Here is a 13,388-nt window from a genome sequence, read left to right on the forward strand (position 1 = left end):
AAACTCCGCTACCTGACCCTGCCCCCTCTCGAACCACTTCACAGCATGGCGGTTTCTGGTCGCGATTAAGGCCGTAGGCTCCTTCGAATGAACGATCAGTCCGTAATCAAGGAGGGATATCTTTGCCTTCTACGGCGATAAGGCCGGAATTCTGCAGATCAGGGGGGCAAAACCATGTGCGGCATCGTTGGAATCGTCGGCCATTCGCAGGTTACGCCGCTCATCCTCACAACGCTGAAGCGGCTCGAATATCGTGGTTATGACTCGGCTGGTGTGGCCACTATCGAACATGGCAAGCTCGCCCGCCGCCGCGCCGAAGGCAAGCTGATCAACCTCGAACGCCGGCTCAAGGAGGAGCCACTCGACGGCACGATCGGCATCGGTCACACACGCTGGGCCACCCATGGCGTGCCCAACGAGACCAATGCGCATCCGCATTTTTCCGACGGCGTCGCCATCGTCCACAACGGCATCATCGAGAACTTTGCCGAGCTGCGCGACGAACTGGTCCGCGATGGCTATGCCTTCTCCTCGCAGACCGACACCGAGGTCGTGGCGCATCTGGTGGCGCGGGAGCTGGCCAAGGGGCTGAAGCCGGTCGAGGCGGCGCATCAGGCGCTGAAGCGGCTGGAAGGCGCCTTTGCGCTGGCCATCATGTTCAAGGGCGATGAGGACCTGATCGTCGGCGCCCGCAACGGCCCGCCGCTGGCCGTCGGCCATGGCGACGGCGAGATGTTCCTGGGCTCCGATGCCATTGCGCTGGCGCCATTCACCAATTCGATCACCTATCTCGAGGACGGCGACTGGGCGGTGGTGCGCCGCGACAGCGTCGCCATCTTCGACATCGACGGCAGACAAGTCGAGCGCAAGCGCCAGCAGTCGCTGTCGACCTCCTTCATGGTCGACAAGGGCAACCGCCGGCATTTCATGGAGAAGGAAATCCATGAACAGCCCGAGGTGATCTCGCACACGCTGGCGCATTATGTCGACTTCGTCTCCGGCGTCTCCAAGCCACTCGACCTGCCATTCGACTTCGCCAAGATTGGCCGGCTGGCGATTTCGGCCTGCGGCACCGCCTATCTCGCCGGCCTGATCGGCAAATACTGGTTCGAGCGCTATGCGCGGCTGCCGGTCGACATCGATGTCGCCTCGGAGTTCCGCTACCGCGAGATGCCGCTGTCGGCCAATGACGCCGCCTTCTTCATCTCGCAGTCGGGCGAGACCGCCGACACGCTGGCCTCGCTGCGTTATTGCCGCAAGGCCGGCATGAAGATCGGCGCCGTCGTCAATGTTCGCGAATCGACCATGGCGCGCGAATCCGACGTCGTGCTGCCGACACTGGCCGGCCCCGAGATCGGCGTCGCCTCGACCAAGGCTTTCACCTGCCAGCTGTCGGTGCTGGCCTCGCTTGCGGTGCGCGCCGGCGTGGCGCGCGGGGTGATTTCGAAGGAGCAGGAAAAGACCCTGGTGCGCGCGCTTTCGGAAGCGCCGCGCTATGCCAACCAGGTGCTCAAGCTCGAAGAGCAGATCGAGCGGATCGCGCGCGAGCTGTCGCGCTACAAGGACGTGCTCTATCTCGGCCGCGACACCAATTTCCCGCTGGCCATGGAAGGCGCGCTGAAACTCAAGGAAATCTCCTACATCCATGCCGAGGGCTATGCGGCGGGCGAATTGAAGCATGGGCCGATCGCGCTGATCGACGAGAACATGCCGGTCATCGTCATTGCGCCGCATGACCGCATTTTCGAAAAGACCGTGTCGAACATGCAGGAAGTGGCGGCGCGTGGCGGCAAGATCATCCTGATCACCGACAGCAAAGGGGCGGCGCAGGTGAGCGTCAAGACGATGGAGACGATCATCCTGCCCGACGTACCTGAAATCATCTCGCCGATCATCTATGCGCTGCCGATCCAGATGCTGGCCTACTTCGCCGCCGTGTTCATGGGCACCGACGTCGACCAGCCGCGCAACCTGGCGAAATCGGTGACGGTGGAGTGACGGCAACGTCGATGGCCCTTCATCTCGTCGAGGGGACGTTCGACAAGACCCGCAGTCACTATCAATGCCTGCGGGATCGCTCGCGGCATCTCATCGGTTCTTGTTATGCCGCGGTCTGCATGGCCGCTCTCAGCAGCATGCCATAGAGGTCGCGCGGTTCGTCCGGATCGGCCAGCAGATCGAGCTCCTCGTAGAGGCCCGTTGCCTGCAGCTGGTCGCGCACATAGCGCAGCGCCGAAAAGTCCTCGATGGCGAAGCCGACGGAATCGAACAGCGTGATCTGCTTGGCGTCCCGGCGGCCTGGCACCTTGGCGGCGATCACTTGCCAGAGCTCGGTCACCTGATGGTCGGGATCAAGCTGTTGGATTTCACCCTCGATGCGTGTCTGCGGCGGGAACTCGACGAAAATGTCGGAGCGCAGCAGGATATCCCTGTGCAGTTCGGTCTTGCCGGGGCAATCGCCGCCGACGGCGTTGATGTGGACGCCGGAGCCGACCATGTTGTCGGTGAGGATGGTGGCGCATTGCTTGTCGGCGGTGACGGTCGTGATGATCCCGGCTCCTTCGACCGCTTCCTGCCCGGTTTCGCAGATGGTGATGTCAAATCCCATGCCAGCCAGGTTCTTGGCGCATTTCAGCGAGGCGGATCGGTCGATGTCGTAGAGCCTGAGCCGGTCGACGCCGGTCAGCGCCTTGAAGGCGATCGCCTGGAATTCCGACTGTGCGCCATTGCCGATGATGGCCATGGTGCGCGCGCCGCGTGGTGCCAGATACTTGGCCGCGACGGCGGAAGTCGCGGCGGTGCGCAGCGCCGTGAGAATGGTCATCTCGGTGAGCAGCATCGGGTAGCCGCTGCCGACATCGGCAAGCACGCCGAAAGCGGTGACCGTCTGCAAGCCCTGGCGCATGTTCTTGGGATGGCCGTTGACATATTTGAAGCCATAGAGCCGCCCGTCGCTTGTCGGCATCAGCTCGATGACGCCGTCATGGCTGTGTGATGCGATGCGGGGCGTTTTGTCGAAAAGCTCCCAGCGCCGGAAATCTTCTTCGATGTAGCTGGCGAGCTCGGTCAGGAAGCGCTCGACGCCGATGGCAAGCACCAGCTTCATCATACGGTCGACGCTGACGAAGGGGACGATGTTCAGCTTTGCCGTGGTCATGATCAAAAGCTCCCGGAATGGCTGCGGGTCGGGCGATCCATGATGCGGCGGCCCATCAGGCTCGCCGTCAGGTCGACCATAAGCGTCGCGGTTCGGCCACGCTCGTCCAGAAAAGGATTCAGCTCGACCAGGTCGAGGCTGGAGACCAGGCCGGTGTCGGACAGCATCTCCATCACCAGATGCGCTTCTCGGAACGTCGCGCCGCCAGGAACCGTGGTGCCGACAGCCGGCGCAATCGACGGGTCGAGAAAGTCAACGTCGAGACTGACATGCAGCAGCCCGTCTTCATCAGACACGCGCGCCAGGAAAGCGCGCAGCAGCGGCGCGATGCCATGTTCATCGATGGCGCGCATGTCGTGCACGGTCACGCCCGCCTGGTTGAGCGCGCTGCGCTCGGCCGGGTCGACACTGCGCAGGCCCATGGTGCAGATACGCTTGGGATCGACCGCCGCCGGCAGATCCGGGAAATAGCCACTGAAACCTGGCTGGCCGCTGGCGTACGCGAGCGGAACACCATGCAGATTGCCGCTGGCGGTGGTGTCCAGCGTGTGGAAGTCCGGATGCGCGTCGAGCCACAGCACGAACAGCGGGCGCCCGGCCTCGGCGGCGCGGCGGGCGAGGCCAGACACGGTGCCGGCCGAGATCGAATGGTCGCCGCCGAGAAAGATCGGCATGGCGTCCTCGCTCGCCGCGTAGGCTGCCGCTGCGATGGCGGATGTCCAGGCCGATATTTCGGGCAGGGCCTTCAGGGCGAGGTTGCCGTGCACGACGCGCCTCGCTGGCATTGGCTGGACGGCGCCCATATCCTCGACAGCGTGGCCGAGGCCGGACAGCACCTCGGCAAGCCCCGCCGTCCTCAGCGCACTCGGCCCCATTTCGCAGCCCATTCTGCCGGCGCCGTCCTGCACCGGCGCCCCGACGATCCTGCAACGCATTGTTTTTCCCGCGGCCAAAGTTCGAATGGTCGACAGGAGATCATGGCGAGCCGGCAATATGAACAGAGACAATTGGCAGTCCGCGAAGCATAACCTATCATAATGGCGGCAGAATTTATCGAAATGGTAATCTGATGGATGCTTTGGACGAACGGCTCGTGACCTTGCTGCGACATGACGCCCGGCGCAGCGTGTCGGACCTCGCCATCGATCTCGGCGTCTCGCGCGCCACGGTTCGGGCACGCATGGAGCGGCTGGAACGGTCCGGCGACATCATCGGCTACACGGTGGTGCTGCGCGCCGACGCCGTCGATCAGCGCATCCGCGGCATCATGCTCATCGAGATCGAGGGCCATGCCGCCGACCGCGTGGTCCGGGCATTGGGCGGCTTCCCGGAAGTCTCGACCATTCATACCACCAACGGTCGCTGGGATCTGGTGGTCGAGCTCGGGACGGCATCATTGACCGATTTCGATGCCGTGCTACGGCGCATCCGACTGATTGCCGGCATAACGGGCAGTGAAACGAGCCTGCTCCTGGCCACGCCGCGCACGACGCGAGCACGACTGACGTAGGTACGCGTTCAATGAAGACGCTGGTGGCCGAGGAAGTTCTCCCCGACGAAGCCGAGGGCAAATCGTGCGGATTTTGGCACGGCTGATGACGGCGAGCTCCTCGGGCCAGATCGCGCATGGACGCGCTTGTATTCAGCGATCGCCTCAGCCCTTCAATCCGATACACAGTCCCATTCTTCGCATGTGTTGATCCGTTGCGATCGATGGCGAGCGTCAGCCGAGAAGCTCGGCGGCGACTTCGAGTGTGTTGCGGAGCGACGTCTCGAGATGGTTCTCCATCGCCTGCGCGGCGCCCTCGGCATCGTGGCGCTTTAGCGAGTCGAGAATGGCCTCGTGCTGTTCGATCGTCTGTTCGCCGTAGCCGGGCTTGGGAATGGCGAGATAGCGGCCACGGTCCATCTGTGCCTTGGAGATATCGACCGCCCGCCAGATCATCGGCAGGCCGCAGATCTCCGCAATGGTGCGATGGAAGATGTCGTCGAGCTGGATCGCGGTGGCATACCGGCCGCGCGCTATGGCGAGCTTGTGCGCCGCCATATTGTCCTCCAGCAGTTCGGCGGACGCCGGGGTCATCTTGGCGGCGGCGCGCCTGGCGCTTTCCATCTCGAGCGCCCGGCGGATGACATAGGCCTCTTCCAGGTCGGCGCGGCTGATCGGCGCGACATAGGTGCCGGTCTGTGCCAGGATTGTCACCAGGCCTTCGTCGCTGATGCGCTTGACCGCTTCCCGCACCGGAGTGCGCGAAACGCCGAGCGCCTCGGCGATAGCCACCTCGTTGATGACTTCCCCCGGCTTCAACTGGCCGACGACAATCAGATTGCGGATCTTGTGATAGATTTGATCGCGCAGCGGCAGCGCCCGATTGAGCGTCGAAGGATCCAGGTCCATGGCAAATCCGTATCTTCGTTCGCCTGAGATGGTCAATATTAGAATGTCAAATACAACGCACCAGGGACAAGGGGCCCAGGGCCTCCCGAACAGCTATGAGGCATCAGCCAGACGCTTCCGGGCGTGAAGGCTTCTGTCCAACGTCAAATTCGCCGCCGGCATCCCCAACGCAATAGGTCAGCGCAGACCTCTCACCTTGGTCAGAATATCTTCCGACAGCGCCGAGACGAGCGCCCTGTCGGCGCCCTTGCTGGGGATAAGGACAAATTCCACATCCTCCAACGGCGGCAGGCGCCCGGATGGGATCTCCTTCAAACCCGGGGGCGACATGCTTTGCGGTTGCACCAGAACCCCCATGCCGGCACGCGCGGCGGCCGTCAGCCCGCTCAGGCTGCCGCATGTGCAGACAATGCGCCACGGCATGCGGTGCCGTTCGAGCACTTCCAGCGCAATGCTGCGCGTGACGCTCGGCGCGGGGAAGGCAATCAACGGCAAGGCCGCGAGCGACAGGACGTGTTCCGGATCGCGGGCGAGCCAGACAAGCGGCTCGCGATAGACGAGCCGGCCACGGCTGTCGCCCAGCCGGCGCTTTGCCAGAACGAGATCGAGCTCGCCATTGTCCTGCATCTGGTAGAGCACGCCGCTCAACGCCACGGTCAGTTCAAGATCAACGGATGGGTGGGACCGGACGAAATCCTCCAGCACCAGCGGCAGCCGGCTCGTCACCAGGTCCTCGGATACGCCGAGCCTCAAAGTGCCCCGCAGCCTCTGCGCGGTGAAAAGCGCCTGCACCTGTCCCTCTATCGACAACAGGGTCCGGGCATGGCCGAGCAGGGCTTCGCCGTCTGGCGTCAGCACAACCTTGTGCGTATCGCGGGCCAGCAACTGCCTGCCAAGCGCGGCCTCGAGCTTGCCGATGTGCTGGCTGACGGTGGATTGCCCGAGCCCCAGCCTCTCCGCCGCGAAGGTAAAGCTTCCCATCTGCTGGACGGTGACGAAGCTGCGAAGTTGGACCAGATCGAGCATTTGTATCCCAAATCACGATAACTGTTATTCATTGTATCTTGTTTTGCAATGCGTAAAAAGACGGCGTCGCCACTCTGGAGCGAACATGTCATGCGCCGCTTTCTGCCGGACACCTTTCTGATCCTCCTGTTGTGCACCGTCGCGCTCGCGTCGGTCGCACCGGCGACCGGGACGTTCGCGGGATGGTTCGCGATCGCGACCAATCTTGCCGTGGCGCTGCTGTTTTTCCTGCATGGTGCGAGGCTCTCGCGCGATGTCGTTGTCGCCGGCCTGATGCATTGGCGCCTGCACCTGGTGATCCTTCTGACGACCTTTGGCCTGTTCCCGCTGCTGGGTCTGGCGCTTGGCTACCTGCCGGCTTCGATCCTGCCCAAGCCGCTTTACCTTGGCATTCTGTTTCTCTGTGTCTTGCCGTCGACGGTGCAGTCATCGATCGCCTTCACCTCGATCGCCGGCGGAAACGTCCCCGCGGCCATCTGTTCGGCTTCCGCCTCCAACATCTTCGGCATGTTCCTGACACCCTTGCTCGTCGGCCTGCTCTTCTCCATAGGTGGCCATGGCGGATTTTCGTGGGATGCGGTGAGCCAGATCCTGGTGCAGCTGCTCCTGCCTTTTGCGCTCGGACAGCTGCTGGAACCGCGGATCGGCAACTGGATACGCTCCCGCAAGACACTGCTGATGCCTGTCGATCGCGGTTCGATCCTGATGGTCGTCTATCTGGCCTTCAGCACGGCGGTCGCCGAGGGGCTTTGGCACATGTTCTCGCTGCGCGACATTGCCGTGGTCGTTGTCGCCGACATGCTGCTGCTCGGCCTGGTGCTTGTGCTGACGACCTATGGCAGCCGGCTTCTCGGCTTCGACAGGGCCGATCAGATCACGATCACCTTCTGCGGTTCGAAGAAGAGCCTGGCGAGCGGCGTGCCGATGGCCAATGTGATCTTTGCCGGCCAGGGTGTCGGCGCGATCGTTCTGCCGCTGATGCTCTTCCACCAGATACAGCTCATGGTCTGCGCCATGATCGCCCAGAAATATGCCAAGGCGGCGCGCCGGCCGACGGTTCTGCCAGCCGAGCCGACGGCCTCGGTGGCTTAGCGCCGTCGGGCGAAAGTTTCGGCGATCGCGAGGACCGCGGCATGAATCGGTCCCGCGGTGAGGTTGGGCATGATCGACGCGTCCACGACAAAAAGATTGTCGAGCGCCTTGAGCCGCAGATTTGCATCGACGACGGCGTCCGGGTCCCTGCCCATTCTGCAGGTGCCGCAGGGATGGTGGTGCGTGATGACCGATCGCGCGATGAAGTCGTCCATCTCGGCCTCACTGTTCAGCGTTCCTGGCAGGAGTTCGCGCTCTCGCCAGCCGGCGAGTTCCTCTCTGTGCCCGATGGTCCGTGCTGCCTCAAGTGCTCTGCGAAACCGTTCGCGGTCCCGATCAGTTTGCAGGTATCCCGGGTCGATGATCAACCGGTCACCGAGCTCAGGCCCGCTGATGCGCACGCTGCCGCGGCTCGTCGGATGGGTGATGCCGAACAGCAGCGAGTAGGCGGTGCCGGCGGCGGGTGCCTTAAAGCGTTCCGACACGATCGGCGCGACACCGCAGCCAACGACAATTTCAGGCTGCCCGCCAGCGGTGAAGCTGTCAGCCCGCATATAGGCCATCGATTCCGAATGTTGGAGGCGCGATGGCGGCACCGGCTGGCGGGTCGCGTAAAGGTTGCCGGCGCCAAGCAGGTGATCCTGAAGGTTTCGACCGATGTCAGGCATATCGATCAGGCAGCCGACGCCCGCCGCATCGAGCACATCGCGCGGACCGATGCCCGTACGCATCAGCAAGGCCGGGCTTTCCAACGCTCCGGCACAAAGCACAATCTTGTCCGCAAACACTTCGGCCGAACCCTGTCGCCCCACGACCTCGAGGCTGCGGACCTGATTGCCCTCCAGCTTGAGCCGCTGCACTCGGGAGCCCGTGAGGATGGTCAGGTTCTCGCGGCCTCGAACCGCCTTTGTGAGCCAGGCGTCCGCCGCCGTAACCCGGCGCCCGTCGCGAATGTTCATGGAGTTCGGGGTGACGCCGATCATCTCTCCGCTGTTGTGGCCTTCAAGGCGAGGCAGACCCAACGATGCGCCTGCCTCGATGAAGGCGCGAGCAAGTGGACTGACTTCGTCCGCCGGCAAATGGATCGGCAACGGCCCACCCTTGCCGTGAATGCCGTCGCCACCAAGCGGATGGTCTTCGATAGCCTGGAAAACGGGCAGAAGTTCATCCCAACTCCATCGGCGATCCCCGGTTGCGTCGACCCAGGCCTGGAAGTCTGAGGGATGACCGCGCATGTAGCCCATCGCGTGCAGGCAGCTCGATCCGCCGATCAACCGCCCGCGCGCCCAATGATGCACCCGGCCCGCGGTGCCGGCTTGCGGCTCCGTGCGATAGTCCCAATCGTAGCTGCGGCCCTGAAGTGCCGGCCAGGCGGCGGGGTTCCAGATATCGGGATCTGTCGCCTCCTCGCCTGCCTCGATCAGCAGAACGCGGCTGCCCGGATCTTCGCTCAGCCGCGCGGCGAGCAACGACCCGGCCGACCCGCCGCCGACGATGACGATATCGCAATTCGGTGCGTGCTCAACATTGGCCCTGGTCATCCTCACTCCATCTGCCATTTGCCGGTTGCGATAGCCGTCATGTCTGACACCGACACGGAGAAGGCCCGCGCACGAATCCGCGTTCGGCCGATCCGAAACGTCATGAAGGACTTCGAGTCTTCAGGCGGAACGACAGTCCATCGAAGACCTCAAATCCCGTTGTCCATGGATATCTTCGCTGCCGCTTTCGCCCTCAAGACATGCTGTTTGGAGGCTTTGCGGGCGGCCTTCTCGTCGCCGGCGGCGATGGATTCGAATATCTCCCTCATCTCCGCCAGGCTGCTTTGTGCTCTGCCCTCCAGGGACATCGATCGTCCTCGAAAGAAGCTGATCCTGGCCACCAGACCGCGATGGACTTCCTCCAGGATCGGGTTGCCGCAATTCGCCAGTATGATCGAATAGAAATCCGCGGCGGTCATGACCTGCGCCAGGCTGTCATTGCTGGATGCCGCCTCTTCGAATGCGGAAAGCGATTTCTCGAGTTCACGCAACTGTTCCGGGGAAATCCTTAACGCGCATCGTCCTGCTGCCTCGACTTCCAGCAACTCTCGAACCTCGTAGATGGCGGTTGCCACCTCCCACGAAAGCGCCGGTATCGACGGCCCGCGGTTGGGCACGATCTCGATCAGGCGTTCCGCCTCAAGACTGCGCAAAGCCTCCCTCAGCGAGGGGCGGCTGATGCCGAGTTGTGTGCACAGTTGACTTTCGATGAGGCGGCTTCCCGGCTGGAACAAACCGGAGAAGATGGCCAGCCGTAACTTGTCGACGGTTTCCCGTTGCACGGTCCGTGGCGAAATTCGCAAATTCAAATCTGGGGGCATCGGTAACGTCTCATGGCCTTTGAGTCGCAAAACTGAAGCAGCATACGCCACGCCGCGTAAATTTGACAGCAGGATAGCCAGATTGTCAAATATGAAGATTGTCAGACAATCGGCTTGACGTGACCCCGGTCTGTATGATCCTTTTGCAGGAGACGCGCAGCGAGGCGAGGATCCAGGGATCATGGACATGGCGGCAGACATAGCTTCCGACCACTTCATCTCGCGACGCGTCGACATTGGCCGCGTCACCTTGAACGTGCGCGAGAAGGGCAGCGGTCCCTTGATGCTGTTCTTCCACGGCATCACCTCCAACTCCGCCGTCTTCGAACCGTTGATGATCCGGCTTTCGGACCGGTTTACGACGATTGCGGTTGATCAGAGGGGGCATGGCCTCAGCGACAAGCCGGAAACCGGCTACGAGGCGAATGACTACGCGGACGACATCGCCGGCCTGATACGCACGCTCGATCGCGGCCGTGCCATCCTCGTCGGACATTCGCTTGGTGCTCGAAACTCCGTCACGGCCGCGACGAAATACCCGGATCTGGTGCGGTCGGTCGTTGCGATCGACTTTACGCCCTACATCGAGACCGACGCCTTGGACGCCTTGGAAGCGCGCGTGAACGCGGGGAGCCAGCTTTTCGAGGATGTGAAGGCCGTCGAAGCATACCTAGCCGGCCGCTATCCGAACATTCCCGCCGACGCCATCAGGATCAGGGCTGAAAGCGGCTATCAGCCGGTCGACGGCGGATTGCGTCCATTGGCATCGCCCGCGGCCATGGCGCAGACCGCCAAGGGCCTGCGATCGGATCTGGTGCCCGCCTACCGAGACGTGGCGAAGCCCGTCCTCATCGTTCGGGGTGAGGCGAGCAAGCTGGTTTCGGCGGCGGCGCTGGCGAAGACAAGCCGACTGCGGCCCGATCTGCCTGTCGTCGTCGTTCCGGGCGCCGACCACTACGTCAACGAGGTATCTCCCGAGATCACGTTGAAAGCCATCACCAACTTCATAGACGCCTGACGGCCAAGCGCCGTCTTCTTGTACGCAGCATCAGGATAGAAAATGGCCAATCTAAACAAAACTCCGGGTAAAACGCGTCGTGCCGAGGTAGCCGGCGGCGGCTTTGCCGGGCTGACGGCCGCCATCGCTCTCAAGCAGAAGGGTTGGGATGTCAGGCTGCACGAAAAGAGCTCGGAACTGCGGGCATTCGGCGCGGGCATCTATCTCTGGCACAATGGCCTTCGCGTGCTCGAAGGGCTGGGCGCCTTGGACGATGTTCTCCAGGGCTCGCACACGCCTCCGACCTACGAGACCTGGATGCACAACAAGTCGGTTTCCAAGGAGACGTTCAACGGTCTCCCCTGGCGCATCATGACCCGCAGCCACCTGCACGATGCCCTGGTCAACCGGGCCCGCGCCTTGGGCGTCGACATCCGCGTCAATTCCGAGGCGGTCGCCGCCGACCCGGAAGGGCGCCTGACCCTCCAGACCGGCGAGGTTCTCGAAGCCGACCTGATCGTTGGCGCCGATGGCGTTGGTTCCAAGGTCAGGGATTCCATCGGCTTCAAACAGGATCGCTGGGTTTCGAAAGATGGCCTCATCCGGCTGATTGTCCCGCGCATGAAGAAAGAGCTCGGTCATGGCGAGTGGGACAATACCATCGACATGTGGAACTTCTGGCCGCGTGTTCAGCGGATTCTCTATTCGCCCTGCAATGAGAATGAGCTCTACCTCGGCTTGATGGCTCCGGCCGCCGATCCTCGTGGATCGAGCGTTCCGATCGATCTCGAAGTCTGGGTCGAGATGTTTCCTTTCCTGGAGCCATGCCTGGTCGAGGCGGCCAAGCTGAAAACCGCCAGGTACGACAAGTACGAAACGACCAAGCTGGATAGCTGGACAAGAGGCAAGGTCGCCCTTGTCGGGGATGCCGCGCATGCCATGTGCCCGGCTCTTGCCCAGGGCGCCGGTTGCGCGATGGTCAACGCCTTCAGCCTGTCGCAGGACCTGGAGGAGGGCGCTTCGGTCGAGGATGCGCTGGTCGCTTGGGAGACGCGCATTCGCCCGATCACCGATCGCTGCCAGGCCCTGTCTGGCGACTATGCGGCGAACCGCTCGCTCTCGAAGGGAAACATGTTCACGCCGGCGGCGCTGGAAGCCGCCCGCTACGACCCGCTGCGCCGTGTCTACTCGTGGCCGCAGTAGCGTCGGGCGAGCCGGTCAACGAATTAATCGGTGCGTGCGGACACAGCGCGCGCCTTTCAGGAGATAAAGATGAACTATTCCAGTGAAGTCGAAAGAGATTATGATGTCAGGGGATGGTATTCCTCGGTCCAGGAAAGCCGGCATGACGGTGGCACGCCTGGCGAAACCCTCGTCAAAGTCGCGACTGGCGTTGTCATACGCAATCCCTTCGCCGGAAAGTTCGTCGCCGAACTGTCCGATCTGACCAATCCGAGTGCAGCGATCGGTCATGCGCTCGGCGAGAGGGCGGTGGCGCTGCTCGGCAACAGGCCGGTCGAAAGCTATGGCAAGGGCGGTATCGCGGGTACATCAGGCGAACAGGAACATGTCGTCGCCTGCATCACCACGGTGTTCGGAGATCCGCTGCGCCAGCAGGTGGGGGGCGGCAAGGCCTGGATCTCCTCGGTCAGCAAGGTCGCTGTCGCCGGCACGACCATCGATATCCCGCTTGCCCACAAGGACGAGCTCTACATCCGTTCCCACTACGATGCCGTCACCTTTTGCGTGCCGGATGCCCCGCGCCCGGACGAACTTCTGATCTGCGTCGCCGTCGCATCGGGTCCGCGCGTGCACCAGCGCGTCGGCGGCAAATCCGTCGCCGACCTCAAGGCCGGCGCCTAGCTCGATCGAAGTTACTGAAGGACGAATTCCATGCCCCTGAACATCAAGGACCTCAAGATTACGTCAGCGGATTTCCAGCCGCTCGGGAAAATGCGCGACGAGCATGCCGGCGACAAGGGCAACGTATTGCCCAAGCTTAGGGTCAGCGGCGTCCCGGCAGGGACGAAAGAGCTTGCGGTCATCTGCCACGATCCCGACGCGCCCCTGCCCAATGGCTTCACGCATTGGGTAGTCTACGGCATCGATCCGTCGACGACGGATCTTTCTGGAGCACAGGAAAAGTTCCGCGTGGGACCCAACGGCGCCGGCGGCAAGCAATATTACGGACCCCAGCCGCCCGCGGGCCATGGAGAGCATCACTACTATTTCTGGGTCTATGCCCTGGACACGAAGGTCGACGGGACGCCTACCAGGGAGGAGTTCCTGCAGAAATACGCCGGCAACATCATCGAGCAGAACCGGATCGTCGGCATCTACGAAAACAAGTGAAATC

General features: G+C 62.7%; 13 protein-coding genes. 7 read left to right on the forward strand and 6 right to left on the reverse strand.

Annotated elements, in window-relative coordinates:
* Positions 1-174: 174 nt before the first annotated feature.
* Complete coding sequence (glmS, locus tag ACVILI_RS10785) at positions 175-1,998, forward strand: glutamine--fructose-6-phosphate transaminase (isomerizing) (RefSeq protein WP_064986347.1); 1,824 nt, start codon at positions 175-177, stop codon at positions 1,996-1,998.
* 103 nt (positions 1,999-2,101) lie between these two features.
* On the opposite strand, the gene ACVILI_RS10790 is transcribed toward glmS, so the two are convergent.
* Together ACVILI_RS10790 and rocF are read right to left on the reverse strand one after the other, a co-directional pair.
* Positions 2,102-3,157: an ornithine cyclodeaminase gene (locus tag ACVILI_RS10790; RefSeq protein WP_038644814.1), complete on the reverse strand. Its 1,056-nt coding sequence runs from the start codon at positions 3,155-3,157 to the stop codon at positions 2,102-2,104.
* A 2-nt stretch (positions 3,158-3,159) separates the two neighbouring features.
* Positions 3,160-4,092, reverse strand: a complete 933-nt coding sequence (gene rocF, locus ACVILI_RS10795; protein ID WP_019860107.1) for an arginase — start codon at positions 4,090-4,092, stop codon at positions 3,160-3,162.
* Positions 4,093-4,226: 134 nt separating this feature from the next.
* On the opposite strand from rocF, the gene ACVILI_RS10800 reads away from it, so the two are divergent.
* The gene (locus ACVILI_RS10800) at positions 4,227-4,667 is read left to right on the forward strand and encodes an Lrp/AsnC family transcriptional regulator (protein WP_038644816.1); all 441 of its coding nucleotides are present in this window, start codon (positions 4,227-4,229) and stop codon (positions 4,665-4,667) included.
* A 213-nt stretch (positions 4,668-4,880) separates the two neighbouring features.
* Here ACVILI_RS10800 and ACVILI_RS10805 read toward each other — a convergent pair whose 3' ends face one another.
* Both ACVILI_RS10805 and ACVILI_RS10810 read right to left on the reverse strand, forming a co-directional pair.
* A complete protein-coding gene (locus tag ACVILI_RS10805) occupies positions 4,881-5,555 on the reverse strand; it encodes a GntR family transcriptional regulator (RefSeq protein WP_019860106.1) in 675 nt (224 codons plus the stop codon).
* Positions 5,556-5,732: 177 nt separating this feature from the next.
* A complete protein-coding gene (locus tag ACVILI_RS10810) occupies positions 5,733-6,581 on the reverse strand; it encodes a LysR substrate-binding domain-containing protein (RefSeq protein WP_019860105.1) in 849 nt (282 codons plus the stop codon).
* Between the two features lie 48 nt (positions 6,582-6,629).
* Between ACVILI_RS10810 and ACVILI_RS10815 the strand changes: the two genes are divergently transcribed.
* The gene (locus ACVILI_RS10815) at positions 6,630-7,673 is read left to right on the forward strand and encodes a bile acid:sodium symporter family protein (RefSeq protein WP_202360589.1); all 1,044 of its coding nucleotides are present in this window, start codon (positions 6,630-6,632) and stop codon (positions 7,671-7,673) included.
* Here the strand turns inward: ACVILI_RS10815 and ACVILI_RS10820 are convergent.
* Together ACVILI_RS10820 and ACVILI_RS10825 are read right to left on the reverse strand one after the other, a co-directional pair.
* A complete protein-coding gene (locus ACVILI_RS10820; protein WP_051726732.1) occupies positions 7,670-9,232 on the reverse strand; it encodes a GMC family oxidoreductase in 1,563 nt (520 codons plus the stop codon). The genes ACVILI_RS10815 and ACVILI_RS10820 overlap by 4 nt on opposite strands.
* A 131-nt stretch (positions 9,233-9,363) precedes the next feature.
* A complete protein-coding gene (locus ACVILI_RS10825) occupies positions 9,364-10,035 on the reverse strand; it encodes a GntR family transcriptional regulator (RefSeq protein ID WP_010914325.1) in 672 nt (223 codons plus the stop codon).
* Positions 10,036-10,216: 181 nt separating this feature from the next.
* On the opposite strand from ACVILI_RS10825, the gene ACVILI_RS10830 reads away from it, so the two are divergent.
* From ACVILI_RS10830 to ACVILI_RS10845, 4 genes are all read left to right on the forward strand, one after another.
* Positions 10,217-11,053 (forward strand): 2-(acetamidomethylene)succinate hydrolase, encoded by an 837-nt coding sequence (locus tag ACVILI_RS10830; protein ID WP_038644823.1) that lies wholly within the window; start codon positions 10,217-10,219, stop codon positions 11,051-11,053.
* A 42-nt stretch (positions 11,054-11,095) separates the two neighbouring features.
* Entirely contained in the window at positions 11,096-12,235 is a 1,140-nt protein-coding gene (locus ACVILI_RS10835) for an FAD-dependent oxidoreductase (RefSeq protein ID WP_019860100.1), read from the forward strand.
* Between the two features lie 69 nt (positions 12,236-12,304).
* Complete coding sequence (locus tag ACVILI_RS10840; protein ID WP_019860099.1) at positions 12,305-12,895, forward strand: amino acid synthesis family protein; 591 nt, start codon at positions 12,305-12,307, stop codon at positions 12,893-12,895.
* A gap of 30 nt (positions 12,896-12,925) precedes the next feature.
* Positions 12,926-13,384 (forward strand): YbhB/YbcL family Raf kinase inhibitor-like protein, encoded by a 459-nt coding sequence (locus ACVILI_RS10845; RefSeq protein ID WP_019860098.1) that lies wholly within the window; start codon positions 12,926-12,928, stop codon positions 13,382-13,384.
* Positions 13,385-13,388 lie beyond the last annotated feature (4 nt).

Source organism: Mesorhizobium sp. USDA 4775 (assembly GCF_054062655.1).

Coding starts and splice junctions, on each gene's coding strand:
- ACVILI_RS10790 (WP_038644814.1), bottom strand. CDS start 3,157: ATGACCACGGCAAAGCTGAACATCGTCCCCTTCGTCAGCGTCGACCGT.
- ACVILI_RS10825 (WP_010914325.1), bottom strand. CDS start 10,035: ATGCCCCCAGATTTGAATTTGCGAATTTCGCCACGGACCGTGCAACGG.
- glmS (WP_064986347.1), top strand. CDS start 175: ATGTGCGGCATCGTTGGAATCGTCGGCCATTCGCAGGTTACGCCGCTC.
- ACVILI_RS10840 (WP_019860099.1), top strand. CDS start 12,305: ATGAACTATTCCAGTGAAGTCGAAAGAGATTATGATGTCAGGGGATGG.
- ACVILI_RS10815 (WP_202360589.1), top strand. CDS start 6,630: ATGCGTAAAAAGACGGCGTCGCCACTCTGGAGCGAACATGTCATGCGC.
- ACVILI_RS10805 (WP_019860106.1), bottom strand. CDS start 5,555: ATGGACCTGGATCCTTCGACGCTCAATCGGGCGCTGCCGCTGCGCGAT.
- ACVILI_RS10820 (WP_051726732.1), bottom strand. CDS start 9,232: ATGGCAGATGGAGTGAGGATGACCAGGGCCAATGTTGAGCACGCACCG.
- ACVILI_RS10830 (WP_038644823.1), top strand. CDS start 10,217: ATGGACATGGCGGCAGACATAGCTTCCGACCACTTCATCTCGCGACGC.
- ACVILI_RS10810 (WP_019860105.1), bottom strand. CDS start 6,581: ATGCTCGATCTGGTCCAACTTCGCAGCTTCGTCACCGTCCAGCAGATG.
- ACVILI_RS10835 (WP_019860100.1), top strand. CDS start 11,096: ATGGCCAATCTAAACAAAACTCCGGGTAAAACGCGTCGTGCCGAGGTA.
- rocF (WP_019860107.1), bottom strand. CDS start 4,092: ATGCGTTGCAGGATCGTCGGGGCGCCGGTGCAGGACGGCGCCGGCAGA.
- ACVILI_RS10845 (WP_019860098.1), top strand. CDS start 12,926: ATGCCCCTGAACATCAAGGACCTCAAGATTACGTCAGCGGATTTCCAG.
- ACVILI_RS10800 (WP_038644816.1), top strand. CDS start 4,227: ATGGATGCTTTGGACGAACGGCTCGTGACCTTGCTGCGACATGACGCC.